This is a genomic window from Mycobacterium sp. smrl_JER01, assembly GCF_048513595.2.
Classification (GTDB): Bacteria; Actinomycetota; Actinomycetes; order Mycobacteriales; family Mycobacteriaceae; genus Mycobacterium.
On record NZ_JBLXXK020000001.1, the window covers coordinates 4,018,206 to 4,033,318 of the forward strand.

Genomic DNA, 15,113 nt, shown 5'->3' on the forward strand with positions numbered 1-15,113 from the left:
TCGGTCTCGCGTCCGCGCCGGTTACCTGGTCCGCACGGAGAGCCTATCCCCGCGTCAGCTTCCGGTGGGTCACCCGGTGCGGACGCGCTGCCTCGGCACCCATTCGCTCGATCTTGTTCTCCTCATAGGCCGCGAAGTTCCCCTCGAACCAGAACCATTTGGCCTCGTTGTCGGCGTCACCCTCCCAGGCCAGGATGTGGGTGCAGGTGCGGTCGAGGAACCACCGGTCGTGGCTGATCACCACCGCGCAGCCGGGGAAGTTCTCCAGCGCGTTCTCCAGCGAGCCCAGCGTCTCGACGTCGAGGTCGTTGGTGGGCTCGTCGAGCAGCAGCAGATTGCCGCCCTCCTTGAGGGTCAGAGCCAGGTTGAGCCGGTTCCGCTCACCACCGGAGAGCACACCGGCCGGCTTCTGCTGATCCGGGCCCTTGAACCCGAATGCCGAGACGTAGGCGCGCGACGGTATCTCGTTCTGACCGACCTCGATGTAGTCCAATCCGTCGGAGACGACCTGCCACACCGTCTTCTTCGGATCGATGCCCGCACGGCTCTGGTCGACGTAGCTCAACTTGACCGTCTCGCCCACCTTGACCGTGCCGCTGTCGGGCTGCTCGAGGCCGACGATGGTTTTGAACAGTGTGGTCTTGCCGACACCGTTGGGGCCGATCACGCCGACGATGCCGTTGCGCGGCAGTGTGAACGACAGATCCTTGATCAGCTGGCGACCGTCGAAACCTTTGTCGAGGTGTTCGACCTCCACCACGACGCTGCCCAGGCGCGGGCCTGTGGGGATCTGGATCTCCTCGAAGTCGAGCTTGCGGGTCTTCTCCGCCTCGGCGGCCATCTCCTCGTAGCGCTGCAGACGGGCCTTGCTCTTGGCCTGTCGCGCCTTGGCGCCCGAGCGGACCCAGTCCAGTTCGTCTTTGAGGCGCTTCTGCAGTTTGGCGTCCTTGCGGCCCTGGACGGCGATGCGCTCGGCCTTCTTCTCCAGGTAGGTGGAGTAGTTGCCCTCATAGGGGTAGGCGCGCCCGCGGTCGAGCTCAAGGATCCACTCGGCGACGTTGTCCAGGAAGTACCGGTCGTGGGTGACGGCGAGGATGGCGCCCTTGTACTCGGCGAGGTGCTGCTCCAGCCACAGCACGCTCTCGGCGTCGAGGTGGTTGGTGGGTTCGTCGAGCAACAGCAGGTCAGGCTTGGACAGCAGCAGCCTGCACAGCGCGACGCGACGCTTCTCACCACCGGAGAGGTGGGTGACGGGCTCGTCGGGCGGTGGGCAACGCAGGGCATCCATCGCCTGCTCCAGCTGGGAGTCGATATCCCACGCATCGGCGGCGTCGAGCTCCTCCTGGAGCTTGCCCATCTCCTCCATCAGCTCGTCGGAGTAGTCGGTCGCCATCAGCTCGGCGACCTCGTTGTAGCGGTTGAGCTTGGCTTTGATCGCCACCCCCGCTTCGACGTTCTCGCGGACCGTCTTGGTCTCGTCGAGCTCGGGTTCCTGGAGCAGGATGCCCACCGTGGCACCCGGCTGCAGGAATGCGTCGCCGTTGTTGGGCTGGTCCAAGCCGGCCATGATCCGCAAGACGCTCGACTTACCGGCCCCGTTGGGACCGACCACGCCGATCTTCGCGCCCGGAAGGAAGTTCAGCGTGACGTCGTCAAGGATGACCTTGTCGCCGTGCGCCTTGCGGACCTTCCGCATCGTGTAGATGAATTCGGCCATTGCCTTCGATGTGCCTTTCTCGATCCCGCTGCTCGTTCGGCGGGATCATGTCGGACTGCGCGATAGTCGCGCCCCATCCTAGGCGCGGCCGAACCGACGGTGCTGGCCGCTAGGCGCTCAACCGCATCGCCCCCGCGACGTGGTCCGTCGCGTCCTGGTCCACGCTGTCGTCGTCGGTCGGGTCGGACTCGTGCGAGTCCGTGCCGGCCGGGTCGGTGTCGGTCGCGGTGTGGGTCGCGGTGTCGGTCGAGGTGGTGGTCGTGGTGGTGGTTGCGGTGTCGGTCGAGGTGGTGGCCGATGTCGGTTCGGGGTGTCTGCGACTCTCGATGCGGGCGATGCACCGCGCCAGGTCCGGCCCGACCGAGGTGGCCCGGATCTCCGACGACGATCGCCGGTTTCCGTCCCGATCTTCGTATTCGCTGGTGTAGAGGTAGCCGACGACGATGACCGGGTCCCCCTTACCCAGGCCGGCACCGACACCGGTGACCAGGCGTCCCCAGCAGTTGACAGTCGCGTACAGCGAGTTGCCCGGTTCCCACGTGCCGTCGGCCGTGCGCCGGCGCGAGTTGCTGGCCACCCGGAATTTGAACAGCTCCTGGTCGCCGACCCAGCGGCGATCCGGGCTGGTGACGATGGTGCCGACGATGGTGATAGGTGTCTCGAACATGATGGTGCCTTCCTCGGTTTCTCTCGGCTGCGGAGCGGGCACTGTGCCCGACCCGTCGGTGACACCGCCATTGAGCGCTGCGCCGCCGACACCGCGGGACCGAGGACCGGCTCAGGGCGCGAGCGTTGTGGATGAATCCCGGATTGGGGAAGACAGACCGGGGACTGCGGATCGGGGGGTCGGATCGGGACATCGAGGTCGCCACCCGCCTGGTGCGGGCCGGCCATAACGTCGATGTGCTGCATCGGTGCCACCAGGCCGGCCCGCAACCCGACGCTAGCACAACACCTGAATATGTGAACAGCTGAAAATATAAGCGGCTGGTGCGGGGGCGTTCAGCCTCTCTCCCGCTCGCGCCGGGCGAGTTCGGACAGCATCGCGTTGTAGGCGGCCAGGTCGGCGTCGTCGTCGCGGTCGGCGGCACGGTCGAGCCGCCGGGCGGTGCGATCGTCGGTCCGGCGCCACTGCACGAACAACGCCAGCAGCACCACGACCAGCGGGACTTCGCCAGCGGCCCACGCGATCCCGCCGCCCAGGCGCTGATCGCCGAGCAGGTCGGTGTGCCAGCTCAACTGCAACGAGCGATAGAAGCCCTCGGCCAGAACCGTCTGCGTGCCCATCAGCACCACACCGAAGAACGCATGCAATGGCAACGAGGCGAACACCATGCCCAACTTGGCCAGGTGCGGAATCGGCCGCGGCGTCGGGTCCACCCCGATGACGACCCAGTAGAACAGGTAACCGCTGAGCAGAAAGTGCACGTTCATCGCGATATGGGCGGCGTGACTACCTGCCACTGCCCCGAAGATGCCGCCGAAGTACAGGCCGTAGAAGCCGACGATGAACAGTGCGGTCGCGACGAACGGGTTGGTCAGCACCTGCGAAACCCTGGAGTGCAGCGCTGCCAGCAGCCATTCCCGCGGACCGGGTGGGGCATTTCGCCCCGCGGCCGGAAGGGCTCGCAGGGCGAGCGTGACGGGTGCACCCAGCACCAACAGGATCGGCGCCAGCATCGACAGCAGCATGTGCGCGATCATGTGCATGCTGAACATCGCGGGCATGTAGCGCCCGATGCCCGACGACGTCGCCAGCAGCAGCACCAGACAGCCCAGCAGCCAGGCCACCACCCGCCCCGCGGGCCACGCATCCCCACGCCGACGCAACCGAAGCACTCCGGCGAGGTACACCCCGGCGAACACGATCGCCGCGGTACCGAGGATCAGGTCGAACCGCCAGTCGAACAGCAGGCGCGCCGCAGTCGGCGGTCCGGCCAGGTCGTAGCCGATCTCAACAGCCGGTATCGACAGGTTCAGGTTCAGCGGCGGCGGGGGCGGGGTGCGACCCAGCGCCACGGCCACCCCGAAGGTGAGACCGAAGATGACGGCCTCGACCAGGGCGAGCCGGATCAGCGGTGCCCGGGCACCCGGGTCGTCCCGCAGTGCGGCCAGACCTTTGCGGCGCTGCTGCCAGCCGAGCACCCCGAGCACCACCAGCGCGGCGGCCTTGGCCACCAGCAGCAGCCCGTACTCGGTGGTCACCAGATCGCCGGGTCGGACCCGGACCAGGGCGTTGATCACCCCGCTGAGCGCCATCGCCACAAAACACCACAGTGCTACCGCGGAGAAGCGACGGGCCGCCAACGGGCCGTGATCGCCGCCCCGCAGCGCGTGCACCAGCAGGGCGAGCAGCCCGCCGGCCCATATCGCGCCGGCGACGAGGTGCACGATGAGGCTGTTGGTCGCGACGTCATGGGCGCCGCCGGACGAGGAATGTCCCGACAGCCCCAGGGGCAGCAGCGTGAGCAGCGATCCGGCGAACAACACCGGCGTCCAGGACCAGCGCAGCACCGGGATGCTGATTGCGGTGACCAGCGCGGCCACCAATGCGGTCCACCGCCACGCTCCGGCGATGTCGATCAGGTCGGCCACCGCCCAGATATCGGCCGGACTCAATCGGGTGCCCAGCGGCTGCCCGCTGACGTCGGAGACCGTCAGCGGCACCATCAACGCTGCGCACACCGCCCAGAGGCCCGAGGCCGCGGTACCCATCCGTAGCGCACGGTAGCCGGCGACGTCGAGCACCTGACTCTGCTGCGGAGGCACCAGGAACGCCGCGAACAGGAACGACCCGGTCGCGGTCACCGCTGCGATCTCGCCAGCGGCCCGGACGAACGGCAGGCCATAGCTGGTCACCGGCCCCGGGTCCGGCAACCCGGTGGCGGTCAGCGCCTCGGCCAGCGACAACGCCGACAACGCCGTGGCGGTGATCCCGGCCAGCACGGCGACGCCGACCAGCACCGACCACACCGGCGCCCGGCGCACGCCGACCGGTGCGATCTGAGCGGCTGAGGTCATGCGCCCAGCGTATGACCAAGGGGAGCGCGATCTACGACACAGGGTCGTTGCGCAGCTCGCGACGGCTGCGCTCACGGGCGAAGAACTGCCGACGCGCGCAGCGGTCGACGGTGTTCATGTCCCTGAGGATGCCGCGCAGCTCGGCGCGAAAAGCCTTCCTGCGGTCCGCCAGATCGGCGGCCGGCTCCAGGAGATGCTGGTCGACGGCCACCTGCCGGGCCGTCGCGAACAGCAGTGCCGACACCGATTCGGTGCTCTGCACCCGCCCTTGCGCGACGTACTGCTGCCCCAGACCCAGCGCCTTGGCGGTCAGATCCTTCTCGGAGATCTCCGCCGGCGCATCAATGAGTGCGTCCGCAACGATCTGATAGGCCTCGAAGAACGGACGTAACAGCGGACCGGCGATCGCGGGCCGCTTCTCCCGTAGCAGTGCGTCGATCCGGTCCCCGCCCGCTTCGACCTCCGCCTCCCAACCGCCGACCTCGCCTGCGGCCTGCGTAGGACGATGCCACCCCATCTCCTGGGCGACGTGTTCGCGGAAGCCCGCCGAGTCGGCGAAGTAGAACTCGAACTTGAGCAGGTCCCGCAGCCGCATGACTTGACTCCAGAACGCGTCCAGCCGATCCGAATCGGCGCGGGCGGCGAAGGCGAGCGCCAACTCCACCAACGACGTCTCCAGGAACGCGTCGATGAGCGAATTGCGGTAGAACGCGGCCTCCAGTTCGTCCTGTGGGGCGATGTTCCACACGGTGACCCGCCCGCCGTCGATGCGCGTCACCGGATGCCCACCCGAGAGCGCGTCGAGGGCGGCACGCACCCCGTCGGGGGTTCGCAGCCGCAGCGCGCTGTTGGTCATCGGCGTCTGCTTGCGCTCGAGGTAGTCCAGTGAGTCCTGCAGGGTGTGGTGCAGCTGGTCGAGGGTCAACGCGAACCCGCGGGTGCTCAGCAGCAGCGCCGACACCAGGGCCGTCGCGTTGACCGGGGTGACCTGCAGGATGCGCCACGCCACCTCGAAGGCCATCTTCTGCATCGCCAGCCGTTTGGCGGATTCGTCGGTGGTCATCGGGCGGTGCGGTTCGCCCAGGTACTCCCGCATCGACACCGCCTCGGGGAAACGGACGTAGATCTTGCCGTAGTTGCGCTCCCCCTGCGCCCGGATGTAGTTGACCAGCCACGACAGACCCTCGGGGGTTTTCTCCCCGCCGCGGGCGTACGACGCGTACTCGGCGGTCTCGTGGAGCTGATCGAAGCTGATCGAGACGGGCTGCAGCAGGATGTCGTCGCTTCGGCCGTCGAGATAGGCATCGGCCACGTAGGCGAGCAGCCCGAGCTTGGGCGGCAGCATCTTGCCGGTGCGCGACCGGGTGCCTTCGATTGCCCACGACAGGTTGAACCGCTTCTCGACGATGTAGCCGACGAACTGGCGCAGCACGAACTTGTAGAGCGGGTCGTCGAGCTTGCGCCGCAGGAAGATCACCCCGGAGCGCCGCAGCAGTGGGCCCATGAAACCGAACGACAGATTGATACCGGCGAAGGTGTGCACCGGCGGCAACCGGTTCTCCTGCATGGCGACCGGCACGATCGCCCCGTCGAGGTAGGACCGGTGCGAGAACAGCAGCACTGCCGGGTGCGCTTCGAGCGCCTGCCGCATCGCTTCGACCTCGGCGCGGTCGTAGTCGATGTTGGGGTCGAAGCCTCGGCTGAAGATCGCGCGCCCCAGCGACGGGATCAGGTCGACGGAGAAACGACTCCAGCCGGTGCCGAGTTCGTCGAGCATCTCGCCGGCCTGCTCCACGGTGGCCCCGGGGATCTTCGCCAGGCCCTCGCGAAAGCGCGCCGAGGCCAGCACCTCGGGCTTGATCAGGCGCGGCGACTTGTACTCCGGGCCGAGCAGCCGCAATTCGACGCGCTCGATCGCGAGGATCGCCCTCCTGAGCACGAAACGCGCGAATTCCCTGGGGTTCTCGGCCACAGTGGCCTCGCTCCACCGCTGCCGAAGCTCAGAGACCTTGGCGGGTTCACCCGCGACGACGCGGGCACGGGAAGGGTCGCGCCGCAGAATGGCGTGCTGGAGCACCCGGGGCGGGCAGTAGGTGTCGCGGCCCGAGAGCAGCGCGACCACCTTGGATCGCGTCGGAAGACCACCGGGCACCCAGAACACCCGCACCGGCACCACCGAACGATCCTCGTCGGCCTTTAGCAACTCCACGAGTTGGGCCAACACCGGCGGCGGCGGGTCATCGTCGGCCGGGAGTTTGAGCACCTCGATCTTGGAGTCGGGATGTTCTCGTCGCTGACCCTCCAGCCAGTCGCTGAGCAGTGCCTCCTCGGCGGGCGAGGACACCGACGCCAGCACCAGGGTGTCGTCGACGGCGGTGTAGGCCGCGAAGTCGTCGGCCCGAGCCTTCACGGCCGGCCCTTGGGAGCGCCGGTCTTCTTGGCCGGCGACGTCTTGGCCGGCGGCTTCTCGGCCGGCGTCGCCTTGGCCGGCGCCTTCCCGGCTGGCGTCTTCCCGGCCGGCGGCTTCTTGGCCGACGCTTTGCGGGCTGCGGGTTCCTTCTCCGAGACGGTGCGCCGGTACAGGTCCGGGAGGGGCAGTTCGTCGTGCGGCCAGTCTTTGAGGGTGTCCAGATAGAGTTGGCGCACCTCTTCGATGCGCTCCGAGAGGTTCTCGTGCGTCCAGTCGTCCACCGGGATGGGCGGGTAGACCACAACATCGACGGTGCCGGGGTTGAAGGTGCTGGAATCGCGGGCAGCGATCACCTCGGCGTTGCGGATGACGATCGGCACGATGGGGATACCAGCCGACATGGCGATACGGAACGGACCTTTTTTGAACGGGCCCACCTCGGTGGTGTCCAGCCGGGTCCCCTCCGGTGCAATGAGAATCGAAAGGCCTTTGCGCGCAAGTTCTTCGACCTTCTTGAGCCCCTCTACCGCCTTCTTCGGATCGTCGCGGTCGATGAACGCAGCGTCCATGATCTTGCCCATCGTCCCGACGATGGGGTCGTTCTCCAGCTCCTTCTTTCCGACCGAGGTGAAGTTGTCGCTGACAAGCCGGCCCGCGATCAGCGGGTCGGCCTGGTTGCGGTGGTTGAAGATGAACACCGCGGGGCGCTGCGCGGTCAGGTTCTCCTGCCCCAGCACCTGCAGGTTGATTCCGACGGTGGTGAGCAGCGTCCGGCCGAACATCGAGGTGAAGAAGTTGACCCCGGTGCGCCGGTTGCGCGTCAACAGCCCGATGCCGAGGGCGCCCCAGGCGATCGGCACCATCGACGCGATGCCGGCGGCGGTGCGGACCTGAGAGATGGGGCTGGCGCCGCTGCGGCTGCTGAACCGCAGGATCGGCCAACCCCGCTTGGCGGCGACGGCGGCCATCTTGCCCTCCGGGTTGGTCGGGCGCGGGTTGCCGACCAGATACATGAGTGCGACGTCTTCGTCGCCGTCGGCGTAGAAGTAGCTCTTGGCCAGGTCGATGCCGTTGGCGGAGGCGAATTCCTGGACCGCCCTGGCCTTGCCCGGACCCCAGATGATCGGCCGCTGAACCTCTCCGGTGATCAGACCGTCGTCGTCGGTCTCGAACTTGTTGCTCAGCACATTGTCGATGCCCAAGAACCGGGCCACCGGCTCGACCTGCACCGTCAACGCCGACGAGGACAGCACCACGGTGTGCCCGCGAGCCATGTGCGCACGCACGATCTCGCGCATCTCTGGATAAATTCTCCCGACGATCTTCTGGATAAAGAGGCGCTCGGCGAGCTCATCGATGTCGTCGACCGAGTTGCCGCGCAGCATGCGCGCGCCCTTGCCGATCAGATCTTCGAACTCGGAGCGGCCGAGTTGATGGTTGAGACCGGCCTGCACCATGCCGATGAACTCCCCGACCGACATCTGCCTGCGGCGCAACCGGTCCTGCGTCATCACCACGCCGGTGAACCCGGCGACGAGCGTGCCGTCGAGATCGAAGAAGGCGCCGATATGGGGTCCCTCCGGACTGGCCTGGATCTCGGCGACGGAACCGGGGAGACGCATCTGACGGCTGTTCGGTGTCTCCGATGTCACTGCGGGCCACTTCCATTCGGTTGGGCGGACTGCGCTCTCGGCCTCGCCTGGGCGGCCGGCGGTGCGGTCGGTGCGGTAAAGGTGGCGGGGACGGCGCGGCCGTCGCCGCCGAGGGTGAGCACTTCGTCGAAGCCGGCCAGCAGGCACTGGGCGAACAGTTCCGGATCGGTGATCGACGCCCGGTCGTAGCGGGCGGTGATGGTGCAGTAGCCCGATCTCGAGACCAACACCACCATCATCGCGACACCGGGCAGCGGTCCGAGACCGTACTGGCGCAGCACTTTCGCGCCGGCGATGAAAGTGTCCCCGGCGTAGACGGGCACGTTGCTGGCCTGAACGTCGGAGTTCACCACCGACCCTGCCATCGCCTCCAGGACGCTGTCGGGTAGCAGGCTGACCACCGGGGCGATCGCTCCGACCATGTCGATGGCGCGCTCGTCGCGCTTGCGCGTCATCTGCGAGCGGATGTCCTTGATGCGCACCGCCGGGTCGGACAGACCGATCGGGGCTGCGAGATTGACACCGGCAAACCGGTTGCCGCCCGCCGGGTCCGCCTCCGAGCGGAGGTTGACCGGTACCGCCATCGGCAGCGTGTCGACCGGCACTCCCAGGGCTTCGTGGTAGAGCCGCAGGGCGCCGCACAATCCGGCCAGATAGGCGTCGTTGATCGAGCCGCTTGCGGCTTTCGCGGCGCGGTGCAGATCCCCGAACTCGATGTCGATCGCCTCGGTGCGTGACGAGAGGCTGCGGCGGCGAAGGATCGGCGACGGATCGGCGACCGGGCCCAGGACGCGCGCTCCCGACATCGCGTAGTCGATCGCACTGCCCAGCCGCGAGACCGGGTCGCGCACCACGTGGCCGACGGCCTGGGCGGCACCGAACACCGCGTCGCGCACTCCTCCGACGATGCTGCCCGGCAGCCGGTTGAGACCGGCCCGCATCAGGTCGTTCGGCGAGAGGTCCGATGGGATCGGCAGCGGTGCGGCCCGCTGTGCGGGCGGGTCACGCTCCAGGTCGTAGAGGTTGGCGAACATCTCCACACCGCCGACACCGTCGGTGACGGCGTGGCTGAGGTGGACCATCAACGCGGCCTGCCCGTTCTGTACCCCCTCGATGAGGGTGGCCGTCCACAACGGCCTGGAGATGTCCAGCGGCGACTGCGCGGCGATCTCGGCCAGATCCATCACCTGCCGGAAGGTGCCCGGTTGCGGAACCCGTACCCGTCGCAGGTGGAAGTCCAGGTTGAAGTCGGGATCGACGACCCAGCGCGGTGGGGCGGTGGGCAGAGTGGGCGTGACGACCTTCTGCCGTAGCCGGAGCACCTTGCGGGACGCATTTTCGAATCTGTTCCGGAAGGTGTCCCAGTCGGGTGTGGTGTCGAGGAGTTCGACGGTCATGATGCCCGACCGGGTGCGCGGGTTGGCCTCACCGCGGTGCAGGATCTGGTCGAGTGGGCTGAGTTCCTCCGGGAGCCCGGCTGCGTCCAGTTCCGGCGCTTTACTCATGCGCACCAAACTAGTCGGCGGCACAGCCACACGAGGCGGCTTTAGTCCCCCTGGGCAGGGCAGTCACACGCGACCCGCGAGATACACTGCTCGACGTTGCCTCCGTAGCTCAGTTGGATAGAGCAAGAGCCTTCTAATCTCTAGGTCGCAGGTTCGATTCCTGCCGGGGGCGCCAGGTCGGCCGTCAGGTCAGTCAGTCATTCGAGGAGGAAGTTCAGCAGCTGCGCGTTGAACTCCTCGGGGTGGCTGACGGGGATGGCGTGCGGCCCGCCCGCGATCACGTGGAGTCGGCTGTCGGGCAGCGCCTCGTGGGTGCGCTGACCGGAACCTTCGAACGGGACGGTGGCGTCGCGGTCGCCGTGGATCACCAGGCTCGGCACCGTGACCTTGGGTAGGTCCTCCCGGAAGTCCGTTCCACCGAAGGCGGCCATGCATGCCAACGCGGCGGCCTTACCGGCCTGTCGACACATCGACAGGGCATGCTGCCGCTGCTCTTCGGACACCGCCGGCCGGCCGTCGGCCGTGAAGACCTGGGTCATCATCTCGTCGTAGAACGTGTCCTGGTCGGCCACCAGCGAAGCCGCCATCTTGGCCGCCTGCGTCACGCCCAGCGGACCTTCGGGGTTGTCCTTGCGCTGCGACATGAACGGCGTGACCGACGCCGCGAACACCACGCTGCGCAGACGCTCGACGCCTTTGCGCGCACAGTAGCTCGCCACTTCTCCCCCGCCCATGGAGAAGCCGACCAGCGTGGCGTCGCGCAGGTCGAGTTCCTCCATCACTGCCGAAAGATCGTCGGACAGGCTCTCGTAGGTGTAGCCGATCAGGGGCCGGTCGCTGCGCCCGAAGCCCCGTCGGTCGTAGGTCACCACCCGATAGCCCGCGGCGCGCAGGGCGGGTAGCTGCGGAGCCCACGATTCGGAGTTCCACGGCCAGCCGTGGATCAGGACGACCGGCCGACCGTCGCCGCCGGTGTCGTCGACGTGCAGGTTCGTGGTGCGCAGCGGTCCACGGTAGGCGGCGATCGCGGTCATGACGTTGGATCCTTTCGACTCGGGTGCCCCTCTGGTACCCGCCGGGGACGGCCGCTACCGGCCTGTGGCCTCGATCACCGGCGCCAAGCCGTCCAGTACCCGTGCCAGGCCGAACTCGTAGGCGTGCCGGGCGCTGTACGCGCTCTGGTGTGCTCGTCCGGCGACCGCGCCGACCCGCACCGCCAACGGGAACTTCTCGGCGTCGAGCACCTTTTCCAGCAGCGGTTCGGCGCGCTGCCACCAGTTCTGATCGTCGATGCCACTGTCTGAGTGAGCGTCGAGAGTATCGATGTCGATGCGGGCCACCGCCATCACGAACCCCAGCACATACGTCAGTGCCGAATCCATGTCGAGGTCGCTGAGGCCCAGCCCGTCGAAGGCGCTGAGTTCGTGGTCGTACTTCGCGATCGTCCCCGGCCCCAGCGGGGGGCGGGTGGCCGACAACTGCGCAACCCAGGGATGCCGTCGCAACATCTGCAGATTCTCGTCGGCGACGACCGAAACCCTTTCACGCCAGGGCATCCCGCGCAGATCGGGACGAGACATCCGGGAGTGCACGGTATCGACCATCAAGTCGAGCAGCTCCGACTTCCCCGGCACATAGGTATAGGTGGCCATGGTGGCGATGCCCAGCCGGGTCGCCACCGCGCGCATGGTCACGGCACCGAGCCCATCGGTGTCGGCGATCGCCGTCGCGGCGTCGACCACCGCGTCGACCGTGGTGCGCTGCCGCGGACCACGGAGGTTTCGACCCGCGCCGGGTGCGCGCCACAGCAGCCCCAGCGTCCGCGCCGGATCGCCCGCACCCGTCCGCTCGAGTCCCTTTCCACGCCTCTCCATCCGGCCGATGGTATCCGCACGTCGCCGTCGCGAATTACCTCCGTACGATGTACGGTGTACTGTGTACGAATCGAGGAAAGGTGGTTCGATGCCCGATCACGGTGGCTATGCTCCGTCGCCCGCCGATATCGAGGAGGTGATGACGTGGTTCGCGCACTACGACGAGTTGGCCGTGGCCAAGGACATCGACGGCATGGCCGATCAGGCGATGTTCCCGATCAACGAGGTCACCGACGGTCAGGCCGAGTCGTGTGACCGCGCCCGGTTCATCGCGCAGATGACCCGTGAACTCGGCGGGACCGGCGAGACCTCGATGGACATCTCGATGACCTCAGAGCGCACCCCGCACTTCATCAACGCGAACCTGGTCTTCGTGATCACCGACGCGACGATCACCGCGGGTGCACATACCCAGCAGGTGCGGTACGGGGACCTGCTGGTGAAATCCCGCGGGCGGTGGCGATTCCAGACAATGGTGCAGGGCGGGTGGGGACACCCGTAGCTGCCATTCTCGCCCGTCGGGGCCGACAGCGACCCCGGGCTGCGCCTACAGCGAACCCGTCGCATGGGCGCGCCAGAAATGATCGCGACCGTGCCCCTGGACGGCCCTGGCACCGACACCGCAGCACACCGGGCCCGCGACGCACGGCGCGCGGCGTTTCGCGTTACCCTGCTGGAAAGGTGACGGGGGGCCACGTTGAGAAAGAGCAAAGTTCGTCAGGCGGCGGTCAGCGTCGCGGCGGTGGGTATCGCGGCGGCCGTCGGCGGGGTCGCGGCCACCCGGCCGGCGTCCATCGCCGCGCCGCCGGTGGACCTCACCGCGCTCATCGTCGTGGGCAGTTCCACCCACCCGGACGGCACCGGGAACGAGGGTTTCTTCGGCGGAAAGTTCAACCAGGCACCGTACAACCCGGGCGGACAGGCCGGCCCCGAGCTCATCGGCGTCAACTTCCTCGACGGCCTCCCCGCGATCAACGCGGCGCTGCAGGCCAATTCGGGAGCGGACAACGCCGTCCTGGCGTCGGGCTGGGGGGCCGCCAACACGAGCCTGCTGCTGACCCGACTCGACCGGCGAGCCGACCCGGCGCTGCCGAAGACCGTATTCGTCCTCGACAACAACGTGTCGCGCCCTGATGGCGGTTTCGGCACGCGGTACCCGCTGTTCGCGTTGATCGGGGTAAACCCGTTCCCGTCCCCGACCGCCTCCACCGCGGCCGCCGTGATCGACATCGCCTACCAGTACAACTACAACTCGAACGCCCCGGCCGACCTGTTCAACCTGGTCGCGCACGTCAACTCGCTGGTGGCCTATCTGTACGGGTACCGCAACCAGTCCGAGATCGACCTGCCTGTGGGGCCGGACGGTCGCCCGTCGGTCTCCTGCGGAACCGCCAACACCTGCGCGGTGCTCGCCAGCGGCCAGGTGCAGCCATGCCAGGACGCGCGCTGCCAAACCCCGGTCGACGACCGTGTCACCGCCTACGTCACCACCCGGGGCAACACGACGTACGTCACCTACACCACCGAGCAGCTCCCGCTGGCCCGGTTGATGCGCGAGGTGCTCCCCTTCGGCAACACCATTGCCGACCTGACCGAGCCGTTGCTGAGACTCATCGTCGACTCGGCGTATTACGGCGGTAATCCCATTCCCTCCGACCCGAGTCGGTACCGCCCCGCGCGACTCATGCCGTCGCTGGGCGAGCTGATCAGCGCCGCCGCCAAGGCGCCCGGTGCGATCCGGGAGGGTTGGGACACGGTGGCCGACAGAACATCTGACGTTCACCAGGTCGTCGACGGGGTGCCGAACCCGCCGGCACCCGGGGGCACGCAGCAGGCCGCGGAGAATGGCGCAAACCTCGACGCCATCACAGTCGGTGCCCCCGACGGGCTGCCCGATGCGGCGCCGGCCGAAGAGGTCGACAGCACCCACCCGGACACCGATGAAGTCGACGGTGACGGGGACAGGGACCCGGACGGGGACAGCCACAGGGACAGGGCCGATTCGGACCAGCCCACCCTGTACGCCACAGCGCCTGTCGAGCGGCAGCCCGCCTCGGTTGACCGTGGCGGCCAGGACCCCAACGAGACCGGTCCTCGAAGCGGATCCGATGCCGCGGACCCGGGCGACAACAGCGGTTCGGCGGCTCAGGGCGGGGGCAGTGCCGGGGCGGGCTCCGGCCCGGACCCCTCGCCCTCCGGTCGGGACTGAGAATCAGGCGTTCTCGGTGATCCACCTGGCGGTGAACCGTTGGATCACCGCGAATTGTGGAACCATCAACCGTCCGATCATCCCCTCGATCTTGCCACCGACCAATGGCACCTTGAAGTCCACGGTCGCAGTGCATTTCAGTCGCGAGCCGCGGTCGACGGGGGTCAACACCGCGGTGCCGCGGCCGGAGCCCGGAGCGCCGTAGGTCGTGACACCGACCTCACCGTGGACGAAACCGTCTTCGGCAGGGCTCCATTGCTCGTCCTGCACCACATGCCAGGTGCGCGGGAAGAACTTCGCCAAGGCCTTGGGCAGACCTTCGGGATGGAGGTCGTGCAGAATCACGACCGTCACCGATCCGTCGGTCGCGACGTCGAGCGAATCCACGACGCCCATCCCGCCGAACGCCTTCATCCTGTCCCGCCAGTAGCTCTCCTGCGCGAAGGCCCAGAAGATCTGGTCGACGCGGGCCGTGGAGTCGACGGAGAAGTCGACGACTCGGGTCACATCGACACCGCCCGCACCGGAGAAGTGATTTCGGTTGCAACAAAATCGGTTCCAGCGGCTCGGGCCACAGGACCACCGAGAGAATCGCCCATCATGCACCCCGCAATTTCGGTGCCCACACCCGCCGTCTGGGCGCGAAAAAACGGTACTCCAAAACCAAGATTCCTGACACCTGCGTCAGCAAAAGCGACTACGCTCGCTGCCACACGTGAGCACAA

Annotated in this window: 11 protein-coding genes and 1 tRNA gene; 3 read left to right on the plus strand and 9 right to left on the minus strand. The window is 67.7% G+C overall.

Features of this window, described 5'->3' with window-relative positions:
* Positions 1-43: 43 nt before the first annotated feature.
* From ettA to ACNUDN_RS18855, 6 genes are all read right to left on the minus strand, one after another.
* Complete coding sequence (gene ettA / locus ACNUDN_RS18830; RefSeq protein WP_419123306.1) at positions 44-1,717, minus strand: energy-dependent translational throttle protein EttA; 1,674 nt, start codon at positions 1,715-1,717, stop codon at positions 44-46.
* Positions 1,718-1,826: 109 nt separating this feature from the next.
* Positions 1,827-2,384 (minus strand): single-stranded DNA-binding protein, encoded by a 558-nt coding sequence (locus ACNUDN_RS18835; RefSeq protein WP_419123307.1) that lies wholly within the window; start codon positions 2,382-2,384, stop codon positions 1,827-1,829.
* A 335-nt stretch (positions 2,385-2,719) separates the two neighbouring features.
* Positions 2,720-4,738: a bifunctional copper resistance protein CopD/cytochrome c oxidase assembly protein gene (locus tag ACNUDN_RS18840; RefSeq protein ID WP_419123308.1), complete on the minus strand. Its 2,019-nt coding sequence runs from the start codon at positions 4,736-4,738 to the stop codon at positions 2,720-2,722.
* Positions 4,739-4,769: 31 nt separating this feature from the next.
* Positions 4,770-7,148, minus strand: a complete 2,379-nt coding sequence (locus ACNUDN_RS18845) for a glycerol-3-phosphate 1-O-acyltransferase (RefSeq protein WP_419123309.1) — start codon at positions 7,146-7,148, stop codon at positions 4,770-4,772.
* Positions 7,145-8,770 (minus strand): HAD-IB family hydrolase, encoded by a 1,626-nt coding sequence (locus ACNUDN_RS18850; RefSeq protein ID WP_419125218.1) that lies wholly within the window; start codon positions 8,768-8,770, stop codon positions 7,145-7,147. The genes ACNUDN_RS18845 and ACNUDN_RS18850 overlap by 4 nt, the downstream gene beginning before the upstream one ends.
* 26 nt (positions 8,771-8,796) lie before the next feature.
* A complete protein-coding gene (locus ACNUDN_RS18855; protein ID WP_419123310.1) occupies positions 8,797-10,305 on the minus strand; it encodes a wax ester/triacylglycerol synthase family O-acyltransferase in 1,509 nt (502 codons plus the stop codon).
* A 98-nt stretch (positions 10,306-10,403) separates the two neighbouring features.
* Here ACNUDN_RS18855 and ACNUDN_RS18860 point away from each other — a divergent pair.
* Positions 10,404-10,480: transfer RNA gene (locus tag ACNUDN_RS18860), tRNA-Arg, on the plus strand.
* Positions 10,481-10,502: 22 nt separating this feature from the next.
* On the opposite strand, the gene ACNUDN_RS18865 is transcribed toward ACNUDN_RS18860, so the two are convergent.
* Complete coding sequence (locus ACNUDN_RS18865) at positions 10,503-11,339, minus strand: alpha/beta fold hydrolase (RefSeq protein WP_419123311.1); 837 nt, start codon at positions 11,337-11,339, stop codon at positions 10,503-10,505.
* A 54-nt stretch (positions 11,340-11,393) separates the two neighbouring features.
* Positions 11,394-12,179, minus strand: a complete 786-nt coding sequence (locus tag ACNUDN_RS18870) for a TetR/AcrR family transcriptional regulator (RefSeq protein WP_419123312.1) — start codon at positions 12,177-12,179, stop codon at positions 11,394-11,396.
* An 88-nt stretch (positions 12,180-12,267) separates the two neighbouring features.
* On the opposite strand from ACNUDN_RS18870, the gene ACNUDN_RS18875 reads away from it, so the two are divergent.
* Positions 12,268-12,681 carry a nuclear transport factor 2 family protein gene (locus ACNUDN_RS18875; RefSeq protein ID WP_419123313.1) on the plus strand — a complete coding sequence of 138 codons (414 nt, stop codon included), beginning with the start codon at positions 12,268-12,270 and terminating at the stop codon, positions 12,679-12,681.
* 195 nt (positions 12,682-12,876) lie between these two features.
* The gene (locus ACNUDN_RS18880; protein ID WP_419123314.1) at positions 12,877-14,388 is read left to right on the plus strand and encodes a PE-PPE domain-containing protein; all 1,512 of its coding nucleotides are present in this window, start codon (positions 12,877-12,879) and stop codon (positions 14,386-14,388) included.
* A gap of 3 nt (positions 14,389-14,391) precedes the next feature.
* Here the strand turns inward: ACNUDN_RS18880 and ACNUDN_RS18885 are convergent, their stop codons facing one another.
* Positions 14,392-14,895, minus strand: coding sequence for a DUF2505 domain-containing protein (locus tag ACNUDN_RS18885; RefSeq protein ID WP_419123315.1), 504 nt, complete (start codon positions 14,893-14,895; stop codon positions 14,392-14,394).
* Positions 14,896-15,113 lie beyond the last annotated feature (218 nt).